This window comes from Serratia sp. PF-27 (assembly GCF_030053255.1).
Classification (GTDB): Bacteria; Pseudomonadota; Gammaproteobacteria; order Enterobacterales; family Enterobacteriaceae; genus Serratia; species Serratia bockelmannii.
Window position 1 is genome coordinate 489843 of record NZ_JASGBT010000021.1, and the last position, 13961, is coordinate 503803.

A 13961-nucleotide genomic window follows, 5' to 3' on the forward strand; every position below is an offset into this window, starting at 1 on the left:
TCTTACACCGTGGCCGGCGTAAACGCCGGTTATCGCTTTACCTGGAACCGCTGGGCGCTGGACGTGTTCAGCCGGGTGGACAATATTTTCGACCGCCGTTACGTCGGTTCGGTGATCGTCAACGAAGGCAACGGCCGCTATTTCGAGCCGGCGCCGGGTCGCAACTGGGGTGGCGGCGCCACCTTGTCTTACCGCTTTGAATAAGCCAAAGCATAAAAGGTGGAATGGATTTTACATTATTCTAACGGCCTCATGCTGAAAGGTGAGAAATAGAAAGGTTTACTGATATATAGGAGTTACAAGCCTAGAGTTACTAGCGTTTTATTTTTTAAATATCCATTCGTTGGTTTATTGAGAATTATTGCAATTCAATAAAGATTTCCTTGCTGCCTTTCTGGCCACTCGTAGCACCTTATGTGGATTCTATCCACACAGGAGTGCACGCAATGAAAATCAGCACGTTGCTGACGTTGTTTCCTCTGCTGATGCCGACAACGGTGCTTGCCGGCAGGGTACTCTATACCGATTCCCACCATTCCCCGATGAATAATGATGTCTCGGTGACCGTGATTTATCTTGACGGTCCGAAGCAGTTGCAAATGGGGCTGTTTGGTTCACTGTCGTCGAACCCGGATGAAGCGCAGCGCCAGGCGCAAGCCGTACTACAGTCACCGAATGCAGCAGCCGGCTAATCACTGACTTTTGCTGAAGAACTAACGTATGGCCACCGGTATCCCGGTGTTTTTTTCCCCGTGGGGGAACTCTTCCTCTGCGGGTGAACTCCCTTTACCAAAGGAGCTAATCATGCAGACGTTTACGGAAGCACAAAACCAATACATCGGCCTCTTTGGCCAAACGGCACGCTATCATCACCGGTAAAAACTCTTTTCTGACTTTGTTCAGTACTGTGCGATAGCTATACACAACCGCTTTTGTCCGGGTGAAGAGTTGGAGCAATAATACATGGCGATCATCAAAAGTTATGAGCGTGAGGATGTCGAGCGTCTGGTGCCTAGTACGAATAGCATTGACCGCTGAACCTTGTGACTTTTGTCCACCCCTTCCTGCATAAGCTCTCTTAAGGTTCTTACACCGGAAAGAGAGAGACCCCATGTTAAGCAGACAGGATTGTCTCATGATAGAACAGATGCGCATTAATGGCGCGCACATGCTAGATATTGCGCACAGTACGGTGAAACCTTAGCACGCCTGCAGAATTGACTGCACCCGTGCGGTGGCACATGAAACAGCTTTTATCCTTCATGCCTCACGTCGACCAGCGATTGAATGAACACGTCTGGAAGCCGAAATCATCTTCCGCGAAATCGCTCTTTAGTTTTTTGATGAAGAGCCGCATAGGCCCTTCATCACGAGCAAACCTTACTGAGGAATAATAAAACGGCTAACCGACTGTAATTTTTCGATAGTCTCTTCCAGCTCCCTCTCAGGCAACGATTGGTCAATAATCCCCGCACCAGCTTGTAACGCCACTCCACGACCATGCTTATAAAGCGAGCGGAGCACCAGCGCCGCATCCTTTTCACCCTGGCTATTGACCATGAACACGCTGCCGCTATAGGCACCGCGTGAGACCGGCTCCAGCCGCTGAATCGCCTCTATCGCCGAGCGCTTAGGTATCCCCGAAGCAGTTACTGCGGGAAACAGTGCGCCAAAGGCATCCCAGGCATTGAACTCTTTGCGAAGTTGTCCTTTTATCCGGGAGGCCAGATGCTGCACACTGCCACGCAGTGAGACATGCATAAAATCACTGACGTGGGTTGAATGGTTCTCACATAGGGGGATCAGTTCTTCAATGGCGAGCTTGACGGACACCGCATGCTCAGCAATTTCTTTCGTATCGTTACTGAGCACTTCGCGCAATCGCCGATTTTCGGCCTCGTCAGCGGTAAGTGCTCGCGTGCCGGCCAGTGGTTGAGTGCTGACAGCGCCAGAATCAGAGACTTCAACCACCGTCTCAGGGCTAAACCCAATGAAGTGATCGCCGTTCAATCGGGCAATAAACGAACGTGCCGGGGTATTGAACCGGCGGCCAACGTGATAGCTAGCTAATAAATCGACTGGAGCAGCAAGGGTTATTCGACGAGAAAGAATAATTTTCTGATATTCACCGCGCTGAATTTCTTCAACTGCCAGGGCAACGCGCTGGCAGTAGTCGCGCGCATCCTGTTCGCGAATCTGTTTGGCGATTGAAGCTTGCCATTGAGCATCAGGTTCTGGAAACACTGCAACACGATCCGCCGCCTGAACACGCTTCACCAGTTGCGATAAATCCTGATCAGAAGACGCGATCAGTTGTGCTTCCCCCGGCTTTAATTTGATTTGCACATGCGGGATAAAGAGGGTCAGCAGGGGCGTTGCCTCAGGTAAGTGTTTTGGCTGCACATCGTGTATCAGGTGTGAGAACTCGAAATGGCTCACACCATAAGCCTGCCAGTCGCTAAAGGGAATCGCATCCAGCGCCTGTTGCAGATTTGTCTGCCAGTTACCACCTTGCCAGCTCTTTTCCACCGCGTTGGGCAGGGTAAGTTCAGCACGATTACCATACAGTGAGATTTTTACCTGACTGCCTATTCCAATATCCCAGCATTCGTCGCGCTCATAGGCAATGTGACAATCAGATTCGTTCTTCAGCAAGTGATAAATGACATCGAGCGGGTCAGCCTGCAGGATGAGGGTATGGCTGGACTCACTGCTGTCCAGGGCAAGCATGGCAATATCCGCCAGCTGACGCTTATCGATCTTGCCAACGGCGGTTAATGGCCAACGCTTAACAGGTAATAACTGGTCAGGCAGTTTATTATTGCTGACACCTTGTCGCTGCAGGTAGCCACGTAAATCAGCCAGTGTCAGGTGGGTATCACCCGGTAAACAGGCACAGATACGTTCACCTAGGCGTGCATCCTCAACACCAATTACGACGCAGCTTGCCACATCAGGGTGATTAGCGATAAACGACTCAACCTCTGCGCAACCCACCTTTTCCCCGGCACGATTAATTTGCTCTTTGAGCCGACCTTCCACGACGAAGTTGCCCGCATCGGTCAGGCGCACCAGGTCACCAGAACGGTAAAAATGATCCGGTGTGAACGCCTGCAGGTTTTGCGCTTCAGCGCGATAATAGCCGCCGATAGTATAGGGGCCGTGGGTAAGAAGTTCACCGGAGACTTCGATTCCTACGGGAAGTCCATCCTGATTCACCACTCTTATTTGGTCCGCATCTGAAATCGGACGACCCTGAGTGTGTAAAATCACGTCATCGCTATCATCAAGCCGTGTGCAGCAAATCAGTCCCTCAGCCATACCGAAAACTTGCTGGAGCTGACAGTCAAAGGTGGGTTTGACTTTTGCTGCCAGTTGACTATCCAGCCGTGCTCCCCCTACCTGAATAAATTGCAAACTGGAGAGGTCGCTTTCATCCCATGCCCGACACTCCAGCCACAGGGTGACAAGCGGTGGTACCAATGCAGTAAAAGTGACTTTCTCCTGCTCAATAAGAGGGAACACTTCATCACAGCCTGAGGTTTGCGCTAGCACCACTTTGCCGCCTGAGAATAGCGTGCCCAGCACTCCCGGACAGGAGAGGGTGAAGTTGTGTGCCACAGCTAATGTCGCCAGATACACACTTTGGCTGGAAAGCTGGCAGATTTCCGCCATGCGGCGTGCGTTGTAAAAGTAATCGGCGTGCGTGCGTGGTATCAATTTGGGCGTACCGGTGCTGCCACCAGAAAGAAGGAGGAGGGCGATATCTTCAGCATGCGGTGCAGGCAAAGGCTGGGGCTCAGACTGGAACGCTGTCATCAGTGAGTCTGCATCGTCATGGATATTCACCGGCCAGCGTTGCATACCGGGATGTTTAACCGCCATATCCGATGCCAGTGTTTGATAGTCATGCCCAAGATAGTGATGAGGATAAAACCAGGCTTTGGGTTCTGCCAGTTGGCTCAAGGCATCAATGTCTGCCGCTTTCTGGCCAGGCATGGCAAGAATCGGGCGTGCGCCGAGACGGAACAGAGCGAACAGTGTTGCCACGAGGCCAATACAGTTTGGCAACTGCAGCAACACATTATCTTGAGAGCGAATCCCACGCGCGGCTAATCCCGCAGCAAGTCTGTCGGCCAGATTATCCAGCCCGGCGTAACTCAGATGCTGCTTTCCTGCCACCAGTGCGATGCTGGTGGGTTGCCGAATTGCCCACTGGCGTAACTGTTCGCCCAGAGGTTGATCGACCCAATAGCCATTTTGTCGATAGTGTTCACGCTCACTGTCACTCCAGGCGCTGTAACGTTGACGTTCGTTCATCATCTTTCTCCTTGCCGAAAAAGGATTGCCGACTACTGGCCGGCAATTACATCAAAAGTCCCAGCTAAATTTGGCAATCACCTGACGGCCTGCCCCCCAGAAACAGCCTGTGTCGGTGGAATAGCAACCCGCGACAACTTTGCGGTCCAGCAGGTTTTGTGCTGTCAGTTGCACTTTGCCACCGCGTAAAGAAGGATCGAGTTTGCCAAGCTCATAACGAATTGAAGCATCCATCAGGCCATAACCCCCGGTGTTAAACTGATTGTCCATGGTTCCTCCTTTGGTGCCGCCGCTGAAGCGCCCCCCCACAGCGACGCCTAAGCCCTCAACCTCTGTGCCTGCTGGCGCCTGCCAGTCCAGCCATAGCGCACCAAATGTCCGTGGTACGCGCAGTGGGGTTTTGCCTTCGCGGCCTTGAGTGTCCTGGGTGTACTTCACCTGCTGTAGTGTGTAGCTACCGATCACACTGAACTGTTCGGTTAAGGCACCCCGTGCCTCCAGCTCCAGCCCGCGTGCACGAATTTTTCCGCCCTGAGTCTGGAAAGCGGAATTCGCCGGATCAGTGCTCAGGCTCTTGTCCTGTGTCAGGTTGTACACAGCGGCAGAAAGCAGGGTCGTGGTACCCGGTGGCTGATACTTCACGCCAAACTCATAGAGTTCGCCGCGACTGGGTTTAAAGGGTTGTTGATCGCGAGAAAGACCGGCAACCGGCTGGAAAGATTGCGCCCAGGTGAAATAAGGCGAGATGCCATTGTTAAACAGATAATTCAGGCCAACACGTCCCGTGGTGGCCTGATCGTGTTGCTCGTAATTCTGGCCGTAGAGAAAATCTTTATTGATGATTTTGCTCCAGTCGTGGCGGATACCCACTGTGGTACGCCATTGCTGCCAGGCAATCTGGTCCTGCAGATAGACGCCCGTTTGCGTGGATGAAACGCGGCTATCCTGCCATAGCGCGGTTGGGCCAAATTCGGCGACACCATAGTCAGGATGATAAATATCAAGAGATGACACGCTGCCACTACCGTAGTCAGTATGGCCGCGCATATGGTCAACGCCCACACCCGTCAGTAACTCATGACTCAATGCACCGGTATCGAAAAAACCGTGGATCTGATTATCAAAATTGAGTGTGTTGTAATGCTCGTCAGAGACTGCGGTATTGCGGCTAATGGTGCGCATATCGTCGTTCAGACCTGACATGATCACTGCATCATAATTGGACGTTTCGCCGAAATAGCGACCTTTTAAGACCGTGGACCAGTCTTCGCTGAAATTATGGATGTAGCTGTAGCCCACCGTTGATTGCTTACGACTAAAGGTGTTGTGATTTGGCTCACCAGGGTAAGCATCCCGCGGCAGTTTGCCATTTGGGTTGGTGAACACCGTGCCATAGGCAGGCAAAGAAGTGATCACCCCTAAATCCGGGTCGTACTGAAAACGTGAGTAGAGCGTCAGACTGTTGTTGTCATCAGGATTAAAGGTGATGGAGGGGGCCAGCGCATAGCCTTTGAGTTTCGTGCCCTGCTGCATGCCGTCGGCGAGATGGCCGGTAGCGACGAAGCGATAGAGTACGCTTCCGCTGTCATTCACTGCCCCACCAAAGTCCAGGCCGACCCGTCCGTAATTCTTCGTACCACCTTCAACTTCTACATGACGAATCGTTTCACTCGTCGGCAATTTGCTGGTGAGTGCAATGATACCGCCGGGATTTGATAACCCATACAGCACGGAAGCGGGTCCGCGTAAGACATCGATCTGTTCCAGAAGGAAAGGGTCGATCTGCTGCACACCAAAGAGCAGGCCATTGGTATTGCGTAAACCATCCTGAAACACATCGGAATAGCCAGTGTCGCTGTAATTAAACCCGCGAATAGTGAACTGATCAAATGCGGTTACTCCGCCCCATTGCTCGGAAGCCACACCTGGCGTATACCGTAGCGCTTCATTAAGACTACGCGTGTTCTGATCATCCATCTGCTGTCGGGGAATTACCGAGATCGATTGCGGTGTTTCCACCAGCGGTGTCGTGGTTTTAGTTGCGCTGCTGCTTTCTTTTGCCGAAAGCCGGCCGCTATGTGATTCCTCATCTTGTGCGATGACCGTTATTGTTGAACTGTTCTGCTGCGGCTGCGCCCAGGCACTTTGCAACGCGAGGGTGAGTAAAGAAAGTGAAAGGCCCGTTACTGCGCGTTGTGTGATTTGTTTTCCTGCCAAATACGAAGCGGTGCGTTCCATAACAATCCTCTGCCTGATACAAATCAAAAGGTTTTCTTAATGCTTTTTTTGAGAATGATTATCAATAGCGTTGATTACTATGTAATGATATAACATATGATATGATCATTAATGAAGCGGAAATTTAATGATTTCGTTAAGGGAGATGCGGGGATATGAACCAGGGTTTAACCAGACGAACGCTGATAAAAACAATGGGTATTGGCGCGGGCATCGTGCTCAGTAATGGATTTTTACCGCTGGCATGGGCGGATGAACCCAAGTCGCAGCGAGGGGGAACACTGCGTGCTGCGTTCGCAGGTTCCAGCAGTGATTCTACCGATGTGTTGCGATCCACCAACAGTAATATCGACTATGTACGTTCACGCTTAGTGTGGGATTCATTAGCGGAAGTAGACAACCAACGTATCGTATGGCGCCTGATGGAATCAGCAGATCCTAATCACGATGCGACACGCTGGACCGTAAAACTTCGGCAGGGCGTCACATTCAGTGATGGTCGTCAACTCACCAGCAAAGATGTGATGTTCAGCCTGCGTACCTGGATGAGCCAGCCGGGTAGCCAAAGTGGCTGGCTGAAGCCACTCGACCTGACGGCATCACGTCTTGAGGATGATCACACACTGACATTGCAGTTGCACAAACCGGTGGGTTCATTTGATTTATTACTGGCGCAGTCAATCTTTATTTTTCCAGAAAATACGCAGGACTTTACTGCGGCAGTGGGGAGTGGGCCTTACACACTCAAATCTTGGTCACAGGATAAAAGTGTGCTGCAGGCGCGTTCAGACTATTGGGATGCGGCAAACGGTGGTCCGTGGTTGGATGAGATTCACCTCTACAGCGTAGGTGACACCACTGCACGCCTCAACGGTTTGAAAGCGGGGCAGTTTGATTATGTGGGGGGGATGGCGCTACTCACCGCGCGATCAGAGCAAGCTAATCCGTCAGTGAAACTGTGGCACTCTCCGAAATCGGAGATGAGCAATCTGGCATTTAGTATGAATCTCAGTAAGGCGCCCTTTAATCACGCCGCGGTTGTCGAAGCGCTGAAATATGCGATTGACCGGGAAACGATGGTACGCGCAGTGACCATGGGATTAGGCGAAGTCGCGAATGATGCCCTGGGCGCGGGGCAACCGTGGTTCAATGGGGAATTGCCTACCCGCCATTACGATCCTGAACGTGCCCGTGCGCTGTTGCAGAAGGCAGGCATAGCCTCTGTTGCCGCAAAGATACGCACCAGCGACTACGAATACGGTACGGCCGAAAGCGCTACATTACTGTTACGCCAGGTAAAAGGGACGGGATTTGATCTGCAACTGGACCGCGTTCCCGCTGCCGATTACTACAGCGATTTTAACCTGCTGCTGAATACACCATTACAAACCAATCTTTATCGCCCGATGCCGCTGCCCGTTGCGTTGCCATTCTATTATGGCCATGCAGCTCCCTGGTCATTCACCGGCCCGGCTACGCCGCAACTTGACGATCTGATGAATGCGATGCAGGCAGCACGCGGTGATGCGTTGCGCCAGCGTGTTGCTGATGTCCAGCACTACCTGTGGCAGCAGGGCGGTGACGCGATCTTTGCGCGAATTCCGTCTATTGCCGCTTCTGCACCAGGTGTGTTTGGCGTCAAAGCGGCTGGCTTCTTTGACTATCCGCTGCTGCGTGATGCCTGGCTGCGTTCAGCATGAAGTGTCAGGTTTTAATTAAACGCCTGCTATGGCGTGCATCGCAGGCGGTTTTCACTTTGTGGCTTCTTTCGGTGATGATCTTTTGTGCCATGTCGCTGGTTAAAGGTGATGCTGCCAGCCAGCGTCTGGCAGGGACGGGGAGCCGCGAGCAGGTGACGGCGTTACGCGCGCAGCTGGGTCTTGATCAGCCTTTAGCTGCACGCTATCTGCAGTGGGCCAAGGGTGTCATGCACGGTGACTGGGGGACCAGCTACTTAAACGGGCGATCCGTAAGTACGCTTATTCGCGAGCGTGGGGGGGCCTCACTGGCATTAGGGGCCAGCGCCAGCGTGTTGCTGGTGGTGATCGCCCTGGGCTTAGGCATCTATTGTGGGCTGCACCCAGGCAGTGTCATCGACAGGGGCATCAGTCTTCTTTCCCTGGGATTCGTGGCGTTACCGGAATTTGTGACGGGCACACTGTTGGTGATGGTGTTTTCGTTAACGCTTCACTGGTTGCCTGCGCTTTCGCTTCTCTCCCCGGGCCAATCGTTGTGGTCACAGTGGCCACTGTTTATTTTGCCAATAATGACACTGCTCAGTGTCGCGTTAGCGCAGAACATCAAATTGGTCCGCCTTGGTGTTATGCGTGCTTCTCAGTCTCCAGCCTGTGAATGCGCCCGGTTGAATGGAATTGCGGAATACCGCGTGGTATTGCACTGGATCCTGCCCGAAGCATTAGGCCACTGTTTACCGGTCCTGGCACGTTACATCACTTATCTGTTTGCTGGCGCACTGGTTGCAGAAACACTGTTTGGCTGGCCAGGCCTGGCAGCGGCACTTCTTAATGCCACGCTATCGCGCGATACGCCGGTGGTGATGGGCATCTCGATGGTGATGTGTACACTGACGGTGCTACTGAATCTCCTCGCGGATAGTTTGACCGCGTTGCTTAACCCCGCTGCTTTCCGGGGAGGGCGCGATGCGTAAATGGCCATATGCAGGATTCGTTTTCTTCAGCCTGATGGCATTCATAGGTCTTATCGGCCCCTGGCTGGCACCTTATGCGATCGATGAGATACGTGATATGCCCTTTGCTGCGCCAAATTCAACGGCGTGGATGGGGACAGATTATCTCGGCGCAGACGTCTTCAGCCGCCTGCTCAGCGGTGGTCAACAACTCTTATTGCTGGCCTGCCTGAGCGTATTACTGGCCTGGCTGCTTGGCGGGCTGTTGGGGATGCTTGCGGCGCTGAAAGGACGCTGGATTGAACGGATGTTGTTGGCGCTGGCTGACATCCTGCTCAGTATTCCGGGGCTGCTGTTACTGACACTGGTGGTTACCGTTAGCGGGCGCGGTTATACGGCCGCAGTGGTGGCGGCGATATTGGTGATGGTGCCCGATATTTTCCGTCTGGTTCGTGCCGCGACGTTGCAACAATTACAGCAAGATTACGTCGACATGGCGCGCTGTCGGGGAGAGTCACTGGCAGCGATTCTCTGTCGGGAGATCATGCCTAACCTGTTACCCCTGCTCAGTGCAGATATTGGCCTTCGCCTGCTGGCAGCCATTTTTATTTTGGCCACCGCCAGTTTTCTTGGGCTGGCGGCGCAACAACCCCTGGCTGACTGGGGGCTGATGATCATGGAGAACCGTCAGGGGTTATCGTTTCAACCCTGGGCAACCCTCGCGCCGATCTTTGCCATCCTGTTGCTGCTTATTCCTCTGAACCTGAGTCTGGATGGATTGTTTGTTTCTGCGCGTAGAAGATATGCGCCTCCGGTGGCCTCGTTTTCGCACGCACAAAGCATTGCCGATAGCAGGCTAAATATTCAACAGCTTAGCGTGGAACTTCCTGAACAGACGTTGATCAACACCGTTTCGCTGCAGATAAAAAGGGGTGAAATTGCGGCGCTGGTCGGTACTTCAGGCAGTGGTAAAAGCACTTTACTGCGTGCGGCACTGGGGCTCTTTCCCGACACCACAACTGCCATTCGCGGTGAGGTATGGCTCGCAGGGCAGTCGCTCTTTTCAATCAATGCCCGAGCATTGCGAAAGCTTCGTGCCCGGCACGTTGGCTTTGTGCCGCAAGATCCCCGTCTGAGTATGGTACCTTCGCAAACGCTGGGCGCGTATTTACGTTGGATGGCCGCCCGTCGCGGACTCACAGATGCTCAACGCGATCAGCAGGTGACGTCTCATTTCCGTCAACTGGGGCTGCCCGATGATGCGGCTTTTTTGCGGCGCTATCCACATCAAATCTCTGGCGGACAACTGCAACGCGTGATGGCAGTGGCCGCCATGCTTGGCTATCCTGGCTTGCTACTGATGGATGAGCCGACCAGCGCGCTGGATGGATTGAGTACCCAGGCGGTGATGCACTGGATCGCCTCAACTGCGCGCGCACATCAGATGAGCGTGCTGTTTGTCGCACACGATTTACCACAGGCGAGTCAGATAGCCGACCGGATTCTGGTGATGTCAGAGGGGGAAGTGGTTGAACAACAATCCACTCAGGCATTTTTGCGCACGCCTGATACCCAGGCCGGTCAGCGCCTGCTCAATGCCTGGTTGCCTTGTCCCTCTCCTGAGCAGGAAACCTCCTCTGCTCAGGTCGTCCTGCGTGCTGAGGCCGTAGAGGCCGCTTATGGCGGACGCACCGCACTGACCTCACTTCAGTTTTCTCTGAGACGCGGTGAGACACTGACCATTGCGGGCCGATCCGGCGGCGGTAAAACCACTCTTCTGCGCATTCTGGCAGGTTTACAACCTGATGCCAGCGGCACCTTAAGCCTGCATAACATGCCGCTGCCTCTCAGTATCCATCAACGCAGCCCGTCGCAAAAATGGCAACTGCAATATGTCGCGCAGAATCCCGCCAGCTCCCTGAATGCTTTCTATAGCGTGCGTGCGCTGCTGCGCCGTCCTCTGCGTCTTAGCGATCCCACATTAAGCGCTGAACAGTGTGAACAGAGGGTCATCAGCGTGATGGCGCAGGTCGGGCTTGAGGCCCATTTGCTTACTCGAAAACCGTCGCAACTCTCCGGCGGTCAGCAGCAGCGTGTGGCACTGGCAAGAGCATTAATTACCCGCCCTGACGTGTTGTTGTGTGATGAAGTGACCAGTGCTTTAGATGGGCCGACGCGTATGGGGCTGGTCCTGCTGTTGCAACAGTTGCAACAGCAGCAGGGTATCGCTCTGTTAATGGTGACTCATGATTTAACCCTTCCTGTACAGTTGGGCGGTTTGCTCATGGTGATCGAGCACGGGCGGGTTGTCGAACAGGGGCGCGTTTCCGAATTGCTTACACGGCCCACGCATTCAGTGACGTCCCGGCTCATTTCAGCAGCGCAACTCATAGAGGAGACTACGCGTTGACTTCCCCCTGGATACGAACATTAAGCGGATACATTAAGCCTGAGTTACAACTGTTTTGTCTGCCGCATGCGGGCGGCAACGCTGGGCTCTATCGCGGCTGGCGTGAACATCTTCCGCCGGAAATTGAATTGAATGTGATCTGCTATCCCGGTCGTCTGGAGCGTTGGCAGCATCCCATCCCCGCGACGATGCCGGAGCTGGTGGGGGAAGTCTCGCGGGCTATTGCTCCGCATCTTGGCGAGAACTGGGCTATTTTCGGCCACAGTATGGGAGCCGTTGTCGCGCATGAAACGATTCTGGCATTAAAATGCGATGATTTACCTCCACCGCAACTGTTGGCGGTCTCCGCCCGTGAGGCGCCGCAGTTTCATCAGCCCGGCCTTTTACATCAACAGGATGATGAAGCACTGTGCCAAGAGCTACTGCGCCTGGACGGCACCGATCCCGTGTTGTTGACCCTACCCGAGATGCGCGAACTCATTCTGCCCACGATGCGGGCGGATTATGCGTTGATTGAGCAGTGGCAGCTGAGTTCCAGACAGCTGCTGTCATGCCCCATCGCTGCCTTCATGGGCAGCGAAGATCCGGAACTTGATCAGATGCAGGCGGAAGGATGGGCAAGCTGGACAACAGCCAGTTTCACCCTGGACTGTTTTTGCGGTGGACATTTTTACTTCAGGGAACACCCACAGCCACTTCTTTCACGATTACTGGCACGCTTAAGTGCGATTCAGGCACTGTCCTGAGTCTGTTCCGGCTGTGGTTGTACCGGACGAATCAACCACAGTGCCGCCAGACCGGCGAGGGCACTTGCAACGGCGGCAACGCGGAATAAGAGGTTTAATCCATCTACCCATGCCTGCAAGGCCCGTTGCTGCAGTTCGGGCACGGCATTCAGCACATCAAACTGCGCGCTGCTGATGGCCTGAAGGGCTGATGCAGGCTGACTGATACCAGAGGCACTTAACAGGGAGAGCGGCAAAGCTTGCTGGATCACATGGTTGAGTAACAGTCCAAACAACGCGATACCCACGGCAGTACCGAGCGGGAAGAACGTATTTGCAGTGCCCGATGCAGCGCCAGCCTGACGCGCAGGAACAACACTAACAGCGAGATCCATCAGATGCGGCATGGTTAATCCTGCACCGATACCCAGCATCAACAGCAGCGGAAGGATCACCAGCCAGTCGCTGTGGATTTGCACATGACTACTGAGGGTCAGACCGAGAGCCACAATGAACATGCCAATTGCCAGCACTATGCGGACTGGAATCAGTCTTGAAAGCGGACCACTTAATCCGGCGGCGACCACCATCGCCAGTGACTGACTCAAAAGAATCAAACCGGTGTGCCACGCCGAATAGTGCAACAGGCCGCTCAGCCAAAGCGTAATAAACGGCAGCAAGCCAAAACTGAAAATGCGGCCTGCAAAGCTGAGCAGGATTGCCGCCAGGAACGTAGGGATGCGAAACAAACGTAAATGCAGCAGGGCGTGATCGCCCCGCTGAGCCTCAATCCATAAAAACAATAAAGCCGAAGCGATCCCGATGAGCAGTGCGAGGCGGACAAAGGGAGTGGCATCAGATGAAAAGTTCAGTGCGGCGTAGTTGAGGCTAAACAGGCTGAGAGTGACGAAAACCGCGCCAGCGACATCGACAGGATAACGCGGTGCGGGTACGGGTTTTTCATCAACATGGCGCAGGGTGAGAAAAATGATCAGTAGTCCGACGGGGATGTTGATGGCAAACAGCCATGGCCAACTGGCCCATTGGATGAGTATGCCGCCAATCAGGGGACCAGTTGCTGCTGACACGGCTCCCCCTGCGGCAAATAACCCCACCGCGCTGGTGCGAACCTTGGGTGATTCACCCTCACAGGCACTGGCAATCAGTGCCAGCGCAGTCCCCAAGACCATGGCACCGCCAGCGCCCTGGAGTACACGGGCAACGATCAACGCATTGATGGTAGGCGCCATTGCGCAGCCCAATGAAGCCAAAACAAATAATCCATTACCACACAAAAAAATCGGGCGCCGACCCAACCGGTCGGAGATGGCGCCAGCCAGCAATAACAAGGCGGCGAAGCTCAGGGTATATCCATTAATTACCCACTGTAACTGTGCGAGATTGGTAAGGAAACCTTCACCTATTTTTGGTAGCGCAATATTCACGACCGTGATGTCCAGCGTCATGATAGCAGCACTCAATGCGGCCACCAGTGTGGTCCATCTACGATTTTTTGCCTGTTCTTCATTCATCAACATGCCGTTGTTCCTTGTTTTCATCCCGTCATTTACAAATTGTATTAAAAAACCACCATGATAATGATTATCATTTATATTTATCT

General features: G+C 53.5%; 8 protein-coding genes and 2 pseudogenes. 6 read left to right on the plus strand and 4 right to left on the minus strand.

The genetic code is table 11. The features are described from left to right. The coding region (locus tag QMZ29_RS17415; RefSeq protein ID WP_283225785.1) for a hypothetical protein at positions 1–204 on the plus strand (204 nt) is incomplete at its 5' end. Positions 205–446: 242 nt separating this feature from the next. Further along, positions 447–674, plus strand: a pseudogene (locus QMZ29_RS17420) (DUF1525 domain-containing protein); the annotation flags it as partial. Positions 675–1380: 706 nt separating this feature from the next. On the opposite strand, the gene QMZ29_RS17425 reads toward QMZ29_RS17420, so the two are convergent. From QMZ29_RS17425 to QMZ29_RS17435, 3 genes and pseudogenes are all read right to left on the minus strand, one after another. Then, the gene (locus QMZ29_RS17425; protein WP_282995240.1) at positions 1381–2730 is read right to left on the minus strand and encodes a salicylate synthase; all 1350 of its coding nucleotides are present in this window, start codon (positions 2728–2730) and stop codon (positions 1381–1383) included. Then, positions 2728–4236: pseudogene (locus QMZ29_RS17430) on the minus strand ((2,3-dihydroxybenzoyl)adenylate synthase); the annotation flags it as partial. The gene QMZ29_RS17425 and the pseudogene QMZ29_RS17430, both read right to left, overlap by 3 nt. Positions 4237–4371: 135 nt before the next feature. Then, positions 4372–6558 carry a TonB-dependent siderophore receptor gene (locus QMZ29_RS17435; protein ID WP_060427494.1) on the minus strand — a complete coding sequence of 729 codons (2187 nt, stop codon included), beginning with the start codon at positions 6556–6558 and terminating at the stop codon, positions 4372–4374. Between the two features lie 155 nt (positions 6559–6713). Between QMZ29_RS17435 and QMZ29_RS17440 the strand changes: the two genes are divergently transcribed. From QMZ29_RS17440 to QMZ29_RS17455, 4 genes are read left to right on the plus strand one after another with little or no spacing between them, the layout of a single operon-like run. Next, positions 6714–8258, plus strand: coding sequence for an ABC transporter substrate-binding protein (locus QMZ29_RS17440; protein WP_282995236.1), 1545 nt, complete (start codon positions 6714–6716; stop codon positions 8256–8258). Beyond that, positions 8255–9226, plus strand: coding sequence for an ABC transporter permease (locus tag QMZ29_RS17445; RefSeq protein ID WP_047571351.1), 972 nt, complete (start codon positions 8255–8257; stop codon positions 9224–9226). Before QMZ29_RS17440 ends, QMZ29_RS17445 begins: the two co-directional genes overlap by 4 nt. Beyond that, positions 9219–11615, plus strand: a complete 2397-nt coding sequence (locus tag QMZ29_RS17450; protein WP_052133495.1) for an ABC transporter ATP-binding protein/permease — start codon at positions 9219–9221, stop codon at positions 11613–11615. The genes QMZ29_RS17445 and QMZ29_RS17450 overlap by 8 nt, the downstream gene beginning before the upstream one ends. Beyond that, complete coding sequence (locus QMZ29_RS17455; protein ID WP_072021619.1) at positions 11612–12361, plus strand: thioesterase II family protein; 750 nt, start codon at positions 11612–11614, stop codon at positions 12359–12361. The genes QMZ29_RS17450 and QMZ29_RS17455 overlap by 4 nt, the downstream gene beginning before the upstream one ends. Here QMZ29_RS17455 and QMZ29_RS17460 read toward each other — a convergent pair. Further along, positions 12346–13878 carry an MFS transporter gene (locus QMZ29_RS17460; RefSeq protein ID WP_052133497.1) on the minus strand — a complete coding sequence of 511 codons (1533 nt, stop codon included), beginning with the start codon at positions 13876–13878 and terminating at the stop codon, positions 12346–12348. The two genes, QMZ29_RS17455 and QMZ29_RS17460, sit on opposite strands and share 16 nt — an antisense overlap. Between the last annotated feature and the right edge of the window lie 83 nt (positions 13879–13961).

Bases quoted from the DNA above. Each gene is read 5' to 3' on its own strand.
- QMZ29_RS17440 (WP_282995236.1), top strand. From the start codon at position 6,714: ATGAACCAGGGTTTAACCAGACGAACGCTGATAAAAACAATGGGTATT.
- QMZ29_RS17425 (WP_282995240.1), bottom strand. From the start codon at position 2,730: ATGCTTGCCCTGGACAGCAGTGAGTCCAGCCATACCCTCATCCTGCAG.
- QMZ29_RS17450 (WP_052133495.1), top strand. From the start codon at position 9,219: ATGCGTAAATGGCCATATGCAGGATTCGTTTTCTTCAGCCTGATGGCA.
- QMZ29_RS17445 (WP_047571351.1), top strand. From the start codon at position 8,255: ATGAAGTGTCAGGTTTTAATTAAACGCCTGCTATGGCGTGCATCGCAG.
- QMZ29_RS17435 (WP_060427494.1), bottom strand. From the start codon at position 6,558: ATGGAACGCACCGCTTCGTATTTGGCAGGAAAACAAATCACACAACGC.
- QMZ29_RS17460 (WP_052133497.1), bottom strand. From the start codon at position 13,878: ATGTTGATGAATGAAGAACAGGCAAAAAATCGTAGATGGACCACACTG.